This window comes from Arenimonas sp. (assembly GCF_036275555.1).
In the GTDB taxonomy this organism is placed as follows: Bacteria; Pseudomonadota; Gammaproteobacteria; order Xanthomonadales; family Xanthomonadaceae; genus Arenimonas.
The window spans coordinates 63,983-78,488 of record NZ_DASUDO010000016.1 but is presented as its reverse complement, the minus strand read 5'-3'; the positions used below and the strand labels follow the sequence as shown (position 1 = coordinate 78,488).

Below are 14,506 nucleotides of genomic sequence, written 5' to 3'. Positions count from 1 at the left end.
ATGAGCAAGACCATGACCAAGGACCAGCTGTTCCAGCGCATCGTCGCCATCCTCCACGACACCTTCGGCATCGACCCGGGCAAGGTCACGCCCGACTCGAAGCTGGGCGAAGACCTGGACATCGACAGCATCGACGCCGTCGACCTGATCGTTCAGCTCAAGCCGCTGCTGGGCGGCAACCTCAGGCCCGAGGCCTTCAAGTCGGTGCGCAGCGTGCAGGACGTCGTGGATGCCCTGCACGCGATGATGCACGGCAGCGACGGCACCGCCGCGGGCGCCTGAGCATGCGCGCCGCGAAGGCGCTGGCCTGGCTGGCGACCCTGCTGTACCCGCTGGCGATCTGGCTGGGCCTGGCCCACTTCGAACCGCGCTGGCTGGCGCTGGGGCTGCTGGCGATGGCGCTGCTGCGCGCCGCGGTCTCGCGCGAGGCGGTGTGGCTGGCGGCCGCGGCCTGCGCCGGTGGGCTGGTGGTGGCCAGCATGCTCAGCAACGACGGCCTGCCGCTCAAGCTCTACCCGGTGCTGGTGAACGCGGCCTTCCTGGTCGTGTTCGCCACCAGCCTGCGGCGTCCGCCGACGGTGATCGAGCGGCTGGCGCGCCTGCAGCACCCGGACCTGCCGCCCGATGCGATTCCTTACCTTCGCCAGGTGACGAAGGCCTGGTGCGCGTTCTTCGTCTTCAACGGCGGCGTGGCGCTTTACACGGCGCTGCACGCGAGCGATGCGGCGTGGGCGCTTTACAACGGGCTGATCGCCTACGGGCTGATCGCCGCGATGTTCCTCGGCGAACGCCTGGTGCGCCCGCGCCATGGCCACTGAGCGCACGCGCATCCCGCTGGGCCAGCGCCTGGCCTGGCCGCTGCCGGCGCGGGCGCCGGTGGCCACCGATGGGGACAACGCCGCCTTCCTCGCCCGCGTCGGCGCCTGGCGCGAAGCGCACGCCGCGCGCGCGGGCCGCGACGTCGCGCTTTACCTCGACGATGGCCTGGAGTTCGCCGCGGCGCTGTTCGGGGCCTGGCTGGCGGGCAAGACGCCGTGGCTGCCGGGCGACCGCCTGGCGGCGACGCTGGCGGGGCTGCACCCCCACGTGCAAAGCCAGGCCGGCGAACTGCCGGCGGGTTTCAGCGCCGGCGCGGACGCGCCGCTGCCGTCCGACGCCACGCTGGACGCAGACGGCTGCGCCGTGGTGCTTTTCACGTCCGGCTCCACCGGCGAGCCAGGCGCGATCCGCAAGACGCTGCGCCAGCTCGACAACGAAGTGGCGTCCCTCGAAGCGCAGTTTGGCGCCGTGCTGGGCGAGGCGGTGGTGCAGGGCACGGTCTCGCACCAGCACATCTACGGCCTGCTGTTCCGGCTGCTGTGGCCGCTGTCGGCGGCACGTCCGTTCGCGCGCCGGCGCGTCGAGTTCAACGAGCAGGTGGCGGCGCTGGGCGCGGCGCCACTGGTGCTGGTGGCCAGCCCGGCGCATCTCAAGCGCCTGCCGGAGAACCAGGACTGGTCGCCGCTGGCGCGCAACCTGCGCGCGGCGTTTTCCTCCGGCGGCCCCTTGCCCGCGGATGCGGCGCTGGCGGTGCGCAAGCTGTGGGGCCAGGCGGCGATCGAGGTCTTCGGCAGCACCGAAACCGGCGGCATCGCCTGGCGCCAGTCTGGCGGCGCGCCCAGGCCCTGGCAGCCGCTGCCGGGCGTGCAGTGGCGGGTGGACGAGGGCGTGCTGGCGATCCGCTCGCCGCACCTCGCCGACGACGCCTGGCACGCCACCGCCGACCGCGCGCTGGCCACGGCCGGCGGCGGCTTCGAGCTGCGCGGGCGCGTGGACCGCATCCTCAAGCTCGAGGAGCGGCGCATCCCGCTGGGCGCGATCGAGCGCCGGCTGCAGGCGTCGCCGCTCCTGGCCGAGGCCCGGCTGCTGCCGTTGCCCGGCCATCGCATCCTGCTGGCCGTGGCGGCGGTGCCCAGCGCCGAGGGCCAGGCCCTGCTGGATCGCGCCGGCAAGCCCGCGCTGGTTGGCGAGCTGCGCGCCTGGCTGGCCGACCACGCCGACGCGATCGCGCTGCCGCGGCGCTGGCGCTTCCTCGACGCGCTGCCGGCCGACGCGCAGGGCAAGACCAGCGAACGCGCGCTCGCCGCGCTGTTCCGGCCGCTGCTGCCCGAACCCGAATGGCTGGCGCGCACGCCCACCGCCGCCCGCGTTCGCCTGGACGTGCTCGCGGAACTGGCGGCGTTCGAGGGCCACTTCCCCGGCGCCACCGTGCTGCCCGGCGTGGCGATGATCGACTGGGCCGTGCGGCTGGGCCGCGCGGCGTTCGGCATCGAGGCGCGCTTCCTGCGCATGGAGACCATCAAATTCATGCACCTGGTGCGGCCGGGTGCGCGGCTCGAGGCCAGCCTGGACTGGCACCCGGACACCGGCGCGCTCGGCTTCCGGTTCCAGTCCGACACCGGCGTGCATTCCAGCGGGCGCCTGCGCTTCGCCACCGGGGGCGCGGCATGAGCGGTGCCTTCCATCCGCTGGTGGTGATCCCGGTCTTCGACCACGAGCACGCGATCGGCGACGTGGTCGCGCGCATCCGCCGCCACGGCGTGGACTGCCTGCTGGTGGACGACGGCTCTTCGCCGGCCTGCGCCGCGGTGCTCGACCAGCTGGCCACTGCACCCGGCGTGTCGCTGCTGCGCCTGCCGGTGAACCAGGGCAAGGGCGGCGCGGTGATCGCCGGACTGCGCGAGGCGGCGCGGCGCGGGCACAGCCACGCGCTGCAGATCGACGCCGACGGCCAGCACGACGCCGACGACGTGCCGCGCTTCCTCGACGCCGCGCGCGCCCACCCGGGGGCCGTGATCAACGGCCGCCCGATCTTCGACGCGTCGGTGCCGAAAGCGCGGCTTTACGGCCGTTACGCCACCCACGTCTGGGTCTGGATCAACACGCTGTCGTTCGAGATCATCGACTCGATGTGCGGGTTCCGCGTCTATCCGCTGGCGCCGACGCTCGCGCTGCTCGGGCGCGAGCACATCGGGCGGCGCATGGATTTCGACACCGAGATCCTGGTGCGGCTTTACTGGGACGGCCTGCGCGTCCACAACCTCGACACCCGCGTGCGCTACCCGGCCGACGGCGTGTCGCACTTCCGGGTCTGGCGCGACAACGTGCTGATCACCGCGATGCACACCCGGCTGTTCTTCGGGATGCTGTGGCGGCTGCCGCGCCTGCTGGCGCGCAAGGCGGCGCGCCGATGAGCCGCCGGCACTGGGCCGACCTCGGCGAAACCACCTTCGTGGGCGGCACCTGGCTGCTTTACGGCGTCTATCGCGCGCTGGGCCGGCTGCCGTTCCGCCTGTGCCTGTACCCGGTCGTGCTGGTGTACTGGCTGGGCAGCGGCGTGGCGCGCCGGGCCTCGCGCCAGTACCTGGCGCGGCTGCAGGCGGCCGAGCAGGTGTTCGCGCACCCGCCCGGCGCGCGCGAAAGCCTCCGCCATTTCTTCATGTTCGCCGAGACGCTGCTCGACAAGATGCTGGCGATCGGCGGCCGCTACCCGCGCGCACGCGTCGCGTTCACCGGCCACGAATTGCTGCAGGCGTCGTCGCAGGCGGGGCAGGGCGGGGTGATCATCACCGCGCACATGGGCTGCCTGGAGCTGATGCAGATGGCGGCCACCTGGCGCGAAGGCCTGCGCGTGACCATCCTGGTGCACACGGCGCACGCGCCGCGCTTCAACCGCATCCTCGAACGCATCAACCCGCAGGCCAGCGTGCGGCTGATGCAGGTCACCGATTTCTCGCCGACCACGGCCATGCTGCTGGCCGACCGCGTGGCGGCGGGCGAGTTCATCGCCATCGCCGGCGACCGGGTGCCGGTACGTGGCGACCGCGTGGTGCAGGCGGCGTTCCTGGGCCACGCCGCGCCGCTGCCCGCCGGGCCCTACCTGATCGCCGCGGTGCTGCGCTGCCCGGTCTGGCTGCTGTCCTGCCTGCACCACGGCGACGGCTACCGGGCCGACATCGTGCCGTTCAGCGAGCGCATCGTGCTGCCGCGCGGCGACCGCGAGGCCGGGCTGGCTGAACCGGCCGCGCGCTTCGCCGCCTGGATGACCGCCTGCCTGCGACAATCCCCCTACGACTGGTTCAACTTCTTTCCCTTCTGGGATGCCCCGCATGACCGCCGCCCCGCCTGACGCCCCCTCCATCCTCGTCGATGGCCGCCCGCTGCGGATCGAGGACGTCGTCGCCGTCGCCCGCGCCGAAGCACGCGTGGTGCTGTCGCGCGATCCGGCCTTCGAGGCCCGCATCAACCGCGGCGCCGATTTCGTCGACCGGCTGATCGCCGAGGACGGCGTGGTCTACGGCGTCAGCACCGGCTACGGCGATTCCTGCACGGTGGCGATCCCGCCATCGCTGATCGCGGAACTGCCGCACCATCTCTACGCCTACCACGGCTGCGGCCTGGGCCGTTTCCTGGATCCGCAGGAAACCCGCGCGGTGCTGCTGGTGCGCCTGCAGTCGCTGGCGCAGGGCGTCTCGGGCGTCAGCCTGGGCCTGCTGCGCCAGCTCGAGGCGCTGCTCGCGCACGACATCCTGCCGATGATCCCGGCCGAGGGTTCGGTGGGCGCCAGCGGCGACCTGACGCCGCTTTCGTACGTGGCCGCCGTCCTCTGCGGCGAACGCGAGGCCTGGCACCAGGGCCGGGTGATGCCCGCGGCCGAGGCGCTGGCGATGCACGGCCTGAAACCGCTGCGCCTGCGCCCGAAGGAAGGCCTGGCGATCATGAATGGCACCGCGGTGATGACGGCGCTGGCCTGCCTGGCGTGGCGCCGCGCCGACTACCTGGGCCGCCTGGCCACGCGCATCACGGCCTTCAACGTGCTGGCCAGCGCCGGCAACGCCCACCACTTCGACCAGACCCTGTTCGCGGTGAAGCCGCACAAGGGCCAGCAGCGCGTCGCCGCGCGGCTGCGCGCGGACCTCGCCTCCGACCGCCCGGCGCGCAACGAGCAGCGCCTGCAGGATCGCTACTCGCTGCGCTGCGCGCCGCACGTGGTCGGCGTGCTCGAGGACGCGCTGCCCTGGCTGCGCACCAACATCGAGGACGAGCTGAACTCGGCCAACGACAACCCGATCATCGACGCGGTCGAGGAGCGCGTGCTGCACGGCGGCCACTTCTACGGCGGCCACATCGCCTTCGCCATGGACTCGATGAAGAACGTCGTCGCCAACCTGGCCGACCTGCTCGACCGGCAGATGGCGCTGCTGGTGGACGCGCGCTACAGCCACGGCCTGCCGGCCAACCTGTCGGCGGCCCGGGGCGAGCGCGCCGCGCTCAACCACGGCCTGAAGGCGCTGCAGATCAGCGCCTCGGCCTGGACCGCGGAGGCGCTGAAGCTGACCATGCCGGCCTCGGTATTCTCGCGCTCCACCGAATGCCACAACCAGGACAAGGTCAGCATGGGCACGATCGCGGCGCGCGATGCGCTGCGCATCATCGAGCTGACCGAGCAGGTCGTGGTGGCCTTGCTGGTCACGGCGCGCCAGGGCATCACGCTCCGCGAGGCGGTGTCGGGCGGACTGACGCTGTCGCCGGCGCTCGCCGCGATGCACGCGGACCTGTGCGCGAGGCTGCCGCTGGTGACAGAAGACCGCGCCCTCGACGTCGAGCTGCGCGAGTTGCTGGCGGCCGTGCGCGCCGAAGCCTGGAGCCTGTATGCCGACGCCTGAGCACAGCCACGAGATCGAACTGAGCCCGGGCTTCCACGACCTGGACCCGATGGACATCGTCTGGCACGGCAACTACGTGCGCTACCTGGAGCTGGCGCGCTGCGCGCTGCTGCAGAAGATCGACTACGACTACCCGCAGATGCGCGACTCCGGCTACGCCTGGCCGGTGGTGGACATGCGCTGCAAGTACGTGCGCCCCGTGCGCTACGGCCAGCGCATCGTGGTGCGCGCCACCATCACCGAGTGGGAGAACCGGCTGCGGATGGACTACCTGGTGCGCGACGCGCAGACGGGCGAGGTGATCCACCGCGCGCATACGATCCAGGTGGCCGTGGACCTGGGCACGGGCGAGATGTGCTTTGCCTCGCCGGCCGTTCTCTTCGAACGGCTGGGGATCGCGCCGTGAGGCGGGCGCGGGCGGCGTTGCTGGGCGTGACGCTGGTGCTTGGGCTGCCGGCGCTGGCTTCTCCGCGCGTGCCCGCGCCCGTGCCGGCCTCGGCCCGCGCCGAGCCGGCGGCGCCCGCGCGGGCCACCTTGCGCGGAGTAGGCGAGGGCGTGCATGCACGGCTCGCGCAGCCGGCCGTACTGCGCGGCCAGTTCGAACAGAGCAAGCGGCTCGAAGGCTTCCGCCAGCCGCTGGTGTCGCGCGGCGATTTCCTGCTGGTGCGCGACCGCGGCATCGCCTGGGACACCCGCGAACCCTTCGCCTCGACCACGCTGCTGACCCGCGAGCGCCTGCTGACGCGGCTGCCGGACGGTAGCCAGCGCGTGCTGCTCGACGCCGCCGCCTCGCCCGGCATGGCCGCGGTGAACGCGCTGCTCATGGCGCTGGTGGCGGGCGACCTGCCGGCGCTGGCCGAGCGATTCAAGCTCGGGGAGACACTGGCCGCGGACGGAAGCTGGCTGCTCGTGCTGACCCCGGACGAGGCGGGACTGCGGCAGGTCTTCCGCCGGATCACGCTGTCCGGCGATCGCTTCGTGCGCGCCGTGGAGATCGAGGAGGCGGGTGGCGACGTCACCACGCTGCGCTTCCTGGCGCTCTCTGACGCACCCGCCGCGCCGACGCCGGACGAGGCGGCGCGCTTTGACTGAAGCCCTGCACAGCGCGCGCTGGAAGGCGCTGGCCTGGGCGTGGCTGCTCATCGTGGCCGCGCTGGCCGTGCACCAGGCCGGTTTCTGGCGCGCCGCGCGGCTCGACAGCGACGTGATGGCGCTGCTGCCGGGCGAGACCGACGACGCCTTGCTGCAGGCGGCCAACGCGCGACTGTCGGAGGGCGCGACGCGGCAGGTCGTGGTGCTGGTCGGCGCGCCGGACTGGGCGGCGACGCGGCGCGCGGCGGAGGCGTTCGAGGCCAGCGTGGCGGGGGCGGCATCGCCCCTCGCCGTGGTCGCGGGCGACGAAGACGCGCTGTCCGGCGCGCTCGCGTTCTACGCCGGGCACCGCCAGGGCCTGCTGACGCCGGCGCAGCGCGCGCAGCTCGACGATCCGCGCACGGTGGAGCTGGCGCTGGCGCGGCTGTATTCCCCCGGCGCCGGTGGGTTCGGTGCCTGGCGCGAAGACCCGCTGGGCCTGTGGCCGGCGTGGTGGCAGGCGCGCGCCGGCGCCGGGCTGTCCTCCCGCGACGGGCAGCTCATCGTGCGCGGCGAATCGCGCGACTGGGCGCTGCTGAGGCTGGAAAGCCGCCTGCCCGCCTTCCAGCTCGACGGGGAAAAGCACCTGCGCGACGCGCTCGACCGCACCAGCGCGGCGGCCCGCGCCGCGGCGGGCGAAGTCGAGATCATCACCGGCGGCGTGCCGCTGCACGCGGAGGCGGCAGCCGTGCGCGCCCGCACCGAGGTCGGCACCATCGGCCTGGGCTCGCTGCTCGCGGTGGTGGCCCTGGTGTGGTTCGCCTTCCGCAGCCCGCGCCCGATCCTGATGGTGTCGGCCTCGCTGCTCGTCGGCTGCGCGGCCGGCGTGTCGGTGACCGCGCTGGTGTTCGGCAAGGTGCATCTGCTCACGCTGGTGTTCGGCGCCAGCCTGGTCGGCGTCGCCGAGGATTACGGCATCCACTGGTTCGCGAGCCGGCAGGCGCAGCCCAAGGTACCGCCGCGCACGATGATGCGGCGCCTGCTGCCGGCGCTCGGGCTGGCGCTGGTGACGAGCGCGCTGGCCTACCTCGCGCTCGGCATCGCGCCGTTCCCAGGCCTGCGGCAAATGGCGGTGTTCTCGGCCGCCGGGCTGGCCGCGGCCTTCGCCACGGTGGCGCTGTGGTTCCCGTGGCTCGACCGCGCCGCCCCGCGCCCCAGCGCCTTCGCCAGCGCCGTGGGACGGAGCCTGGCGTGGTGGCCGCGGGTGACGAACCGCTGGCCGGCCTGGCTGGCCGCGGCCGTCGCGGCGGCGGTGCTGGCCACCGGCCTGCCCAGACTGACCATCAACGACGACCTGCGCAGCCTGCAGGCCTCTCCCCCGGCGCTGGTGGCGCAAGAAGCGCGCCTGGGCCGGGTGCTGGGCCTGCCCAGCCCCGCGCAGTATTTCCTGGTCGAGGGCGACGACGCCGAGCAGGTGCGCGAACGCGAGGAAGCGTTGACGGACCGCCTGGCCGCGCTCGTCGAAAACGATGGGCTCGGCGGCTGGCGCGCGGTGACCGACTGGCTGCCGTCCTCGGCGCGCCAGCGCGAAGACGCGGCGCGCGTGCAGGCCGTGGAGGGCAGGGTGCTGGCGCGTGCCGCCGAACTGCTGGGCGACGCGCCATCCCCGCCGGAGCCCGCGTCCCAAACGCTGGGTCACGCGGACTGGCTGGCGCATCCCGTGTCCGAACCGCTGCGGCCGCTCTGGCTCGGCCCGGTCGAGGGCCGCTGGGGCAGCGTCGTGCTGCTCGAGGGCCTGGACCCGGGCCGCCTGCCGGCGCTCGCGGCCGCGGCCGAGGGCCTGCCCGGCGTGCGCTGGGTCGACCGGAGCGCGACGATCTCGGCCGTGCTCTCGCACTACCGCCTCCAGATGTCGGCGTGGCTGCTCGCGGGCTACGCGGCGGTCGCGCTGGCGCTCTGGCTGCGCTTCGGGCGGCGCGCCTGGCGCGCCTGGCTGCCGACGGCGCTCGCCGCCACGCTCAGCCTGGCGCTGCTGGGTTGGCTCGGCGTGCCGCTGCAGCTCTTCGGCGTGCTGGCGCAGCTGCTGCTGCTGGGCGTGGGCGTGGACTACGGCATCTTCCTGCTGGAACATCGCGATGACCCGGCCAGCTGGCTGGCCGTGTCGCTGGGTGCGGCCAGCACGCTGCTGGCGTTTGGCCTGCTGGCGCTGTCGGCCACGCCGGCCCTGCACAGCTTTGGCCTGACGCTGCTGCTGGGCATCGGCCTGGTCTGGCTGATCACCCCCTGTTTCCGACCCGCTGCGCCTGCGGCAACCTGACCCCGAACTCCCGACGGATGGCACCGACATGGACATGCGCACCGAAACCACCGAAATCCTGATCATCGGCGCCGGCCCCGCCGGCTCGGTGGCCGCCGGCCTGCTGCGGCAGCAGGGGCGCGAGGTGCTGATCCTGGAGAAGGAGCAGTTCCCGCGCTTCTCGATCGGCGAGAGCCTGCTGCCCCAGAGCATGGAGTACATCGAGGCCGCGGGCATGCTGCAGGCCGTCGTGCAGGCGGGCTTCCAGTACAAGAACGGCGCCGCCTTCGCCTGCGGCGACCGGCGCACGCAGTTCGATTTCCGCCAGAAGTTCAGCAAGGGCTGGGGCACCACCTACCAGGTGCAGCGCGCCGACTTCGACAAGGTGCTGGCCGACGAGGCCGCGCGCATGGGCGCGACCGTTCGCTTCCGCCACGAAGTGCTGTCGGTGGACGTGGAGGGCGACCAGCCGGTGGTGACGGTGCGCAGCCCGGAAGGCGAGACGTATCTCGTGCAGGCGCGCTTCCTGCTCGATGCCAGCGGCTTCGCGCGCATCCTGCCGCGGTTGCTGCAGCTCGAGAGCCCGTCGGGTTTCCCGGCCCGCGGCGCGATCTTCACCCACGTGGCCGATCGCGTGGCGCCGGGCTCGGCGGCCTTCGACCGCAACAAGATCCTGATCACGGTGCATCCGGAGCACCAGGACGTCTGGTACTGGACCATCCCGTTCTCCAACGGCCGCTGCTCGCTGGGCGTGGTCGCGGAAACCGGCTTCCTGGCGCAGTACGAAGGCACCGAGACCGAACGGCTCAAGGCGATCGTGGGCGAAGACCCGGGCCTGAGCCAGCTGCTGGCGGACGCCGAGTGGGACACGCCGGCGCGCCAGATCGTCGGCTATTCGGCCAACGTGAAGTCGCTGTGGGGCAAGAACTACGCGCTGCTGGGCAACGCCGGCGAGTTCCTGGACCCGGTGTTTTCGTCGGGCGTCACCATCGCCTTCAAGTCGGCCAGCCTGGCCTCGGCCTGCCTCGCGCGCGAGTTCGCGGGTGACACCGTGGACTGGGAAGCCGACTACGGCAAGCCGCTGCGCGCGGGCGTCGACACCTTCCGCTGCTTCGTCGAGGCGTGGTACGCGGGCGGGTTCCAGAAGATCATCTTCCACCCGAACCCCAGCCCCGACATCCGCGAGATGATTTGCTCGATCCTCGCCGGCTACGCCTGGGACAAGAGCAATCCCTACGTGGCCGAGAACAAGCGCCGCCTGGCCGTGCTGGAGCAGCTGTGCTCCGCCTGATCGCCACCGTCGCGCTGCTGTCGCTGGCCGCCTGCGCGCCGCCGGCGACGCGGCCGCCGGCCGATGGCGCACCGCTGTTCGCGCTGGCGCCGTCGGCGCTGCCGGGCGGCCTGGCCGAGCAGCAGCGGCTGTCGTTCGAACACGGCGACCGCCGCGAGACGGTGGACGCGATGGTGCAGGCCGATGCCGGGGCGGTCAGGCTGGTGATCCACGCCCAGGGCCAGGTCGCGCTGCGGCTCGATTGGGACGGCGAGCAGCTCACGCAGAAGCGCATGCCCTGGGTGCCGGAGACGCTGGACGGCGCCCGCGTGCTGTCCGACCTGCAGCTGGTGTTCTGGCCGGCCGAGGCCTTGCGCGCGGAGCTGCCCGCGGGCTGGACGCTGGACGAGGAGGGCGCGCGCCGCACGCTCAGGGACGCGCACGGCACCGTGGCCTGGGTCGAGCGCGAGGACGCCGACACGCGCGTGCTGCACCAGGTCCGGCTGCGCTATCGCCTGCGCATCGATTCCGTTCCGGTGGCGCCGTGAGCGCGGTCTTCCTCAACGAACTGGGCCTGTGCTGCGCGCTGGGACGCGACGCGGACGCGGTTGCGTCGCGCCTGTTCGCCGCCGATGCGCCGCGCGGCGTGGCGCATACCGAAGCCGTGACGCCCGGCCGCCCGCTGGCGCTGGGCCTGGTGCCGGGGGACCTGCCCGTCCTCGGCGCCTTGCCGGTGGCGCTGCATGGCCGCAACAACGCGCTGGCCGCCCTGGCGCTGGCGCCGATCCGCGCCGCGGTGGACGCCGCGATCGCCAGCTTCGGTCCGGAGCGCGTGGCGATCGTGCTCGGCACCAGCACCTCGGGCGTGGGCGAGAGCGAGCACGCGCACCGCCACCGGCTGGCGGACGGGCACTGGCCGGCGTCCTTCCATTATTCGCAGCAGGAAATGGGCATGCCGGCGCGCTTCCTGGCGGAGCAGCTCGGCACCCGCGGGCCCGCGCACGTGATCTCCACCGCCTGCTCGTCGAGCGCCAAGGCGCTGGCCTCGGGCGCGCGCCTGCTGCGCGCCGGGCTGGCCGATGCGGTCGTCGCCGGCGGCGTGGATTCGATCTGCGAGTTCACCATCGCCGGGTTCAGCGCGCTGGGCTCGGTGTCGGAGGCGCGCTGCAACCCGTTTTCGCGCCATCGCAACGGCATCAACATCGGCGAGGGCGCGGCGCTGTTCCTGATGACCCGCGAACCGGGCGCGGTGCGGCTGGCGGGGTGGGGCGAAAGTTCGGACGCGCACCACATGTCGGCGCCGGAACCGGAAGGCCACGGCCCCGAGCGCGCCATCCGCGAGGCGCTGCACCGCGCCGGCCTGGCGCCCGCCGACATCGGCTACGTCAACCTGCACGGCACCGCGACGCCGCAGAACGACGCGATGGAGGCCGGGGTGCTGCACCGCGTGTTCGGCGCCGCCACGCCGGCCAGCTCGACCAAGCCGCTGACCGGCCACACCCTCGGCGCGGCCGGCGCGGTCGAAGCCGGGCTGTGCTGGCTGGCGCTGGCGCGCAATCCCGGCCACGCGCTGCCGCCGCACTGGTGGGACGGCGAAGCCGATCCGGCGCTGCCGGTCGTCGACCTGGTCGCGCCGGGCCGGCGCGCCACGGCCCCGCTCAGGCACGTGCTGAGCCAGTCCTTTGCCTTCGGCGGCAGCAACGCCGCGCTCGTGCTGGGGGCCGGCTGATGGATCCGCGCGAACTGGCCGTCGAAAGCCTGGTCCCGCACCGCGGCGGCATGCTCTGGATCGACCGCGTGCTGCACGTCGACGCCGAGAATGTCGTCGCCGAAGCCACCGTGCGCGACGACCACCTGCTGCTCGAAGACGGCGGCGAGGCGGTTCCGGCCTGGGTCGGCATCGAGTACATGGCCCAGGCCATCGCCGCCTGGGCCGGCGGCCGCGCGCTGGCCCGCGACGAAGCGGTCAAGCCCGGCTTCCTGCTCGGCACCCGCCGCTACGACGCGGGCTGGGACCGGCTGCCGGTCGGCACCGTGCTGCGCATCGAGGCGCGCTGCGAACTGATGGGCGACAATGGCCTGGGCCTGTTCGCCTGCCGCCTGTTGGTCGGGGACGCAGTGGTCGCAACCGCCAGCGTCTCGGTGTTCGAGCCGCCGGATCCCGACGCCTACCTTGGAACCGCTTCCGCATGAATCCACGCACCCTCCTGGTCACCGGCGCCAGCCGCGGCATCGGCAAGGCCATTGCGCTGCGCCTGGCCCGCGACGGCTTCGACATCGTCGTGCACTGCCGCAGCCGTCGCGACGAAGCCGAGGCGGTCGCCGCCGAGATCGCCGCGATGGGCCGCGCCGCGCGCGTACTCTGCTTCGACGTGGCCGACCGGGCCGCCTGCGCCACCGCGCTCAACGCCGACATCGAGGCGCATGGCGCCTACCACGGCGTGGTCTGCAACGCCGGCATCGCCCGCGACAACGCCTTCCCGGCGATGACGGGCGAGGAATGGGACAGCGTCATCCACACCAACCTCGACGGCTTCTACAACGTGCTGCAGCCGGTGGTGATGCCGATGGTGCGGCGGCGTAAACCCGGCCGCATCGTCACGCTTTCCTCGGTGTCGGGCCTAGCCGGCAACCGCGGCCAGACCAACTACAGCGCCGCCAAGGCCGGCATCATCGGCGCCACCAAGGCGCTGGCGCTGGAGCTGGCCAAGCGCGAGATCACGGTGAACTGCGTCGCCCCCGGCCTGGTGGACACCGAGATGCTGCCCGCCGAAGTGGTGGACGAAGCGATGAAGATGATCCCGCTGCGCCGCGTCGGCCGGCCCGAGGAAGTGGCGGCGGTGGTGTCGTTCCTGATGTCGGACGAGGCGTCGTACGTGACCCGCCAGGTGATCTCGGTGAACGGGGGCATGGTCTGATGCGCCGCGTCGTCGTCACCGGGCGCGGCGCGATCAGCCCGCTGGGCCATGACTGGACGAGCGTGCTGGCGCACCTTCGCTCGGGCCGCAATGCCGTGCGCCGCTTCGACGAATGGGGCCAGTACAAGGGCCTGAACACGCGGCTGGGCGTGCCTTGCGCGCCGTTCGAGCTGCCCGAGCACTACAACCGCAAGACCCTGCGCAGCATGGGCCGGGTGGCGGTGCTGGCCACGCGCGCCAGCGAGCTGGCGCTGATCGACGCCGGCCTGCTGGGCGATCCGCTGCTCAAGTCCGGCCGCGTCGGCATCTCGTACGGCTCGTCGGCCGGCACGCCGTCCTCGATCGGCGACTTCGGCCGCATGCTGTCCGAGATGACCACGCAGTACATCAACGCGACGACCTACATCAAGATGATGAGCCACACCGCGCCGGTGAACATCGGCGTGTTCTTCGGCATCAACGGCCGCATCATCACTACCTCCAGCGCCTGCACCTCGGGCAGCCAGGGCCTGGGCTTCGCCTACGAGGCGATCAAGTCGGGCAAGCAGGTGGCCATGCTGGCGGGCGGCTGCGAAGAGCTCGATGTCACCGACGCCACCGTGTTCGACACGCTGTTCGCCACCAGCACGCTCAACGACACGCCGGCGCTGACGCCACGGCCCTTCGACGCCGACCGCGACGGGCTGGTGGTGGGGGAGGGCGCCTGCACCCTGGTGCTCGAGGACCTCGAGCATGCCCGGGCGCGCGGCGCCACCATCCATGCCGAGATCGTCGGCTTCGGCACCAACAGCGACGGCCTGCACGTCACCCAGCCCAACGCCACCACGATGGCGGTGGCGATGCGGCTGGCGCTGGAGGATGCGGGGCTGCCGCCGGAGGCCATCGCTTACGTGAATGCCCACGGCACCGCCACCGACCACGGCGACATCGCCGAAACCGCGGCCACCCACGCCGTGTTCGGCGAGCGCATGCCGATCAGTTCGCTCAAGAGCTACACCGGCCACACCCTGGGCGCCTGCGGCGCGCTGGAAGCCTGGGTGACGCTCGAGATGATGCGCGAAGGCTGGGTCCACCCCACGCTGAACCTGAAGAACGTCGACCCGCGCTGCGGCGCGCTCGACTACGTCACCGGCGACGGCCGCGCCCTCGACGGCGAGTACGCGATGAGCAACAACTTCGCCTTCGGCGGCATCAACACCTCGCTGGTGCTGCGCCGCTGGGCCGCGTGAGCCGCCGCGGCAGGCCG

15 protein-coding genes are annotated in these 14,506 nt (G+C 72.9%); all 15 read left to right on the top strand.

Annotated features, from left to right (window positions below; translation table 11 throughout):
* The 15 genes from VFV21_RS05445 to VFV21_RS05375 are packed head-to-tail and all read left to right on the top strand — an operon-like array spanning window position 1 to window position 14,489.
* Window positions 1-282 (top strand): acyl carrier protein, encoded by a 282-nt coding sequence (locus tag VFV21_RS05445; RefSeq protein ID WP_329668464.1) that lies wholly within the window; start codon window positions 1-3, stop codon window positions 280-282.
* A 2-nt stretch (window positions 283-284) separates the two neighbouring features.
* Entirely contained in the window at window positions 285-818 is a 534-nt protein-coding gene (locus VFV21_RS05440) for a hypothetical protein (RefSeq protein WP_329668463.1), read from the top strand.
* A complete protein-coding gene (locus tag VFV21_RS05435; protein WP_329668462.1) occupies window positions 808-2,490 on the top strand; it encodes an AMP-binding protein in 1,683 nt (560 codons plus the stop codon). The genes VFV21_RS05440 and VFV21_RS05435 overlap by 11 nt, the downstream gene beginning before the upstream one ends.
* A complete protein-coding gene (locus tag VFV21_RS05430) occupies window positions 2,487-3,233 on the top strand; it encodes a glycosyltransferase family 2 protein (RefSeq protein WP_329668461.1) in 747 nt (248 codons plus the stop codon). Before VFV21_RS05435 ends, VFV21_RS05430 begins: the two co-directional genes overlap by 4 nt.
* A complete protein-coding gene (locus VFV21_RS05425) occupies window positions 3,230-4,168 on the top strand; it encodes an acyltransferase (protein WP_329668460.1) in 939 nt (312 codons plus the stop codon). Before VFV21_RS05430 ends, VFV21_RS05425 begins: the two co-directional genes overlap by 4 nt.
* Window positions 4,149-5,705 (top strand): aromatic amino acid ammonia-lyase, encoded by a 1,557-nt coding sequence (locus VFV21_RS05420; RefSeq protein WP_329668459.1) that lies wholly within the window; start codon window positions 4,149-4,151, stop codon window positions 5,703-5,705. The genes VFV21_RS05425 and VFV21_RS05420 overlap by 20 nt, the downstream gene beginning before the upstream one ends.
* Window positions 5,692-6,111, top strand: coding sequence for an acyl-CoA thioesterase (locus VFV21_RS05415; protein ID WP_329668458.1), 420 nt, complete (start codon window positions 5,692-5,694; stop codon window positions 6,109-6,111). The genes VFV21_RS05420 and VFV21_RS05415 overlap by 14 nt, the downstream gene beginning before the upstream one ends.
* The gene (locus VFV21_RS05410) at window positions 6,108-6,797 is read left to right on the top strand and encodes an outer membrane lipoprotein carrier protein LolA (RefSeq protein ID WP_329668457.1); all 690 of its coding nucleotides are present in this window, start codon (window positions 6,108-6,110) and stop codon (window positions 6,795-6,797) included. The genes VFV21_RS05415 and VFV21_RS05410 overlap by 4 nt, the downstream gene beginning before the upstream one ends.
* Window positions 6,790-9,093, top strand: coding sequence for a hypothetical protein (locus VFV21_RS05405; protein ID WP_329668456.1), 2,304 nt, complete (start codon window positions 6,790-6,792; stop codon window positions 9,091-9,093). Before VFV21_RS05410 ends, VFV21_RS05405 begins: the two co-directional genes overlap by 8 nt.
* 28 nt (window positions 9,094-9,121) lie before the next feature.
* On the top strand, window positions 9,122-10,363 hold the full coding sequence (locus tag VFV21_RS05400; protein ID WP_329668455.1) for an NAD(P)/FAD-dependent oxidoreductase: 1,242 nt from the start codon (window positions 9,122-9,124) through the stop codon (window positions 10,361-10,363).
* Window positions 10,351-10,890 carry a DUF3261 domain-containing protein gene (locus tag VFV21_RS05395; protein ID WP_329668454.1) on the top strand — a complete coding sequence of 180 codons (540 nt, stop codon included), beginning with the start codon at window positions 10,351-10,353 and terminating at the stop codon, window positions 10,888-10,890. The genes VFV21_RS05400 and VFV21_RS05395 overlap by 13 nt, the downstream gene beginning before the upstream one ends.
* Window positions 10,887-12,071, top strand: a complete 1,185-nt coding sequence (locus VFV21_RS05390) for a beta-ketoacyl-ACP synthase (RefSeq protein ID WP_329668453.1) — start codon at window positions 10,887-10,889, stop codon at window positions 12,069-12,071. Before VFV21_RS05395 ends, VFV21_RS05390 begins: the two co-directional genes overlap by 4 nt.
* Window positions 12,071-12,535 (top strand): hypothetical protein, encoded by a 465-nt coding sequence (locus VFV21_RS05385; RefSeq protein ID WP_329668452.1) that lies wholly within the window; start codon window positions 12,071-12,073, stop codon window positions 12,533-12,535. Before VFV21_RS05390 ends, VFV21_RS05385 begins: the two co-directional genes overlap by 1 nt.
* On the top strand, window positions 12,532-13,260 hold the full coding sequence (locus VFV21_RS05380; RefSeq protein ID WP_329668451.1) for a 3-ketoacyl-ACP reductase FabG2: 729 nt from the start codon (window positions 12,532-12,534) through the stop codon (window positions 13,258-13,260). Before VFV21_RS05385 ends, VFV21_RS05380 begins: the two co-directional genes overlap by 4 nt.
* Entirely contained in the window at window positions 13,260-14,489 is a 1,230-nt protein-coding gene (locus VFV21_RS05375) for a beta-ketoacyl-ACP synthase (RefSeq protein WP_329668450.1), read from the top strand. The genes VFV21_RS05380 and VFV21_RS05375 overlap by 1 nt, the downstream gene beginning before the upstream one ends.
* Window positions 14,490-14,506: the final 17 nt, after the last annotated feature.